This is a genomic window from Acinetobacter sp. YH12117 (assembly GCF_013418865.1).
Classification (GTDB): domain Bacteria; phylum Pseudomonadota; class Gammaproteobacteria; order Pseudomonadales; family Moraxellaceae; genus Acinetobacter; species Acinetobacter indicus.
Genome location: NZ_VPBF01000094.1, coordinates 1 through 1,181, shown reverse-complemented (window position 1 = coordinate 1,181; position 1,181 = coordinate 1). Strand labels below are relative to the sequence as shown.

The following is a 1,181-nucleotide window of genomic DNA, read 5'->3' as shown; positions in this document are numbered from 1 at the left end:
TCTCTGTACACGACAAAAATAGATAACTCATTGAAATAATGTCACAATAATTGTTTTCTAACGACGAATACTATGACACATCTCAATGAGTTATATCTTATCTTAAACAAATCTCTAAAATGGAACAAGTCACATTTAAAGTGCTTTGCGCTCATCATGCTTGTGATTATTTTAAAGCAAACATGTAATCTTTCTTCTGCATCTAAAGCCTTGCCCATCAAGTGTTTACCACAATCATTTTATCGACGTATGCAGCGCTTCTTTGCAGGTCAGTATTTTGATTATCGTCAAATTTCTCAGTTGATTTTCAATATGTTTTCATTCGACCAAGTGCAACTGACTTTAGATAGAACCAATTGGAAATGGGGAAAACGAAATATTAATATCCTGATGCTCGCAATCGTTTATCGTGGAATAGCGATACCTATCCTTTGGACATTGCTTAATAAACGTGGAAATTCAGATACGAAAGAGCGTATTGCTTTGATTCAACGCTTTATAGCCATTTTTGGTAAAGACCGTATTGTGAATGTGTTCGCAGACAGAGAGTTTATCGGTGAGCAGTGGTTTACATGGTTAATTGAACAAGACATCAACTTCTGCATTCGTGTTAAAAAAACTTCATTGTCACCAATCATTTAGGAAAGAATCATAAAATTAGTGATTTATTTCGCCATCTTAAAGTTGGTCAAATTGAATGTCGTAAACGACGGATTTTGGTTGGTCGGGTGAAACTATATATAAGTGCACTACAGTTAGAAAATGGAGAGCTTTTACTCGTCGTTTCTCCTCAGTTTAATGCCAATGCTATTCAGGATTATGCATTACGCTGGGAAATTGAAACCTTATTCAGTTGTCTCAAAGGACGCGGGTTTAATCTTGAAAATACGCGCTTGACAGACCCTAGACGAGTGAAAAAATTGATTGCGGTGTTAGCTATAAGCTTCTGTTGGTGTTACTTAACGGGTGAATGGCAACATAATCAAAAAAAAGCGATAAAAATAAAGAAGCATGGACGACTCTCAATGAGTTTATTTCGCTATGGTTTAGACTATGTTCAAATGGCGATTCAGCGTTTAATTGGTTTTGGGAAAAAAGAAGAGTTTAAGGAAATTTTGGCAATTTTAAGAAAGCAGAATCCTGATAGGATAAGGGTTCTGTGAAATTTGTCGTGTACAGAG

General features: G+C 35.7%; 1 protein-coding gene. It reads left to right on the top strand.

The window, feature by feature from the left end:
- The first annotated feature begins 72 nt into the window (after window positions 1–72).
- A protein-coding gene (locus tag FTU55_RS14945) for an IS4-like element ISAba1 family transposase (protein WP_085940648.1) occupies window positions 73–1,163 on the top strand; the annotation gives its coding sequence in 2 pieces (ribosomal slippage) (window positions 73–613 and window positions 613–1,163; 1,092 coding nt in all).
- The last annotated feature ends 18 nt before the right edge of the window (window positions 1,164–1,181 follow it).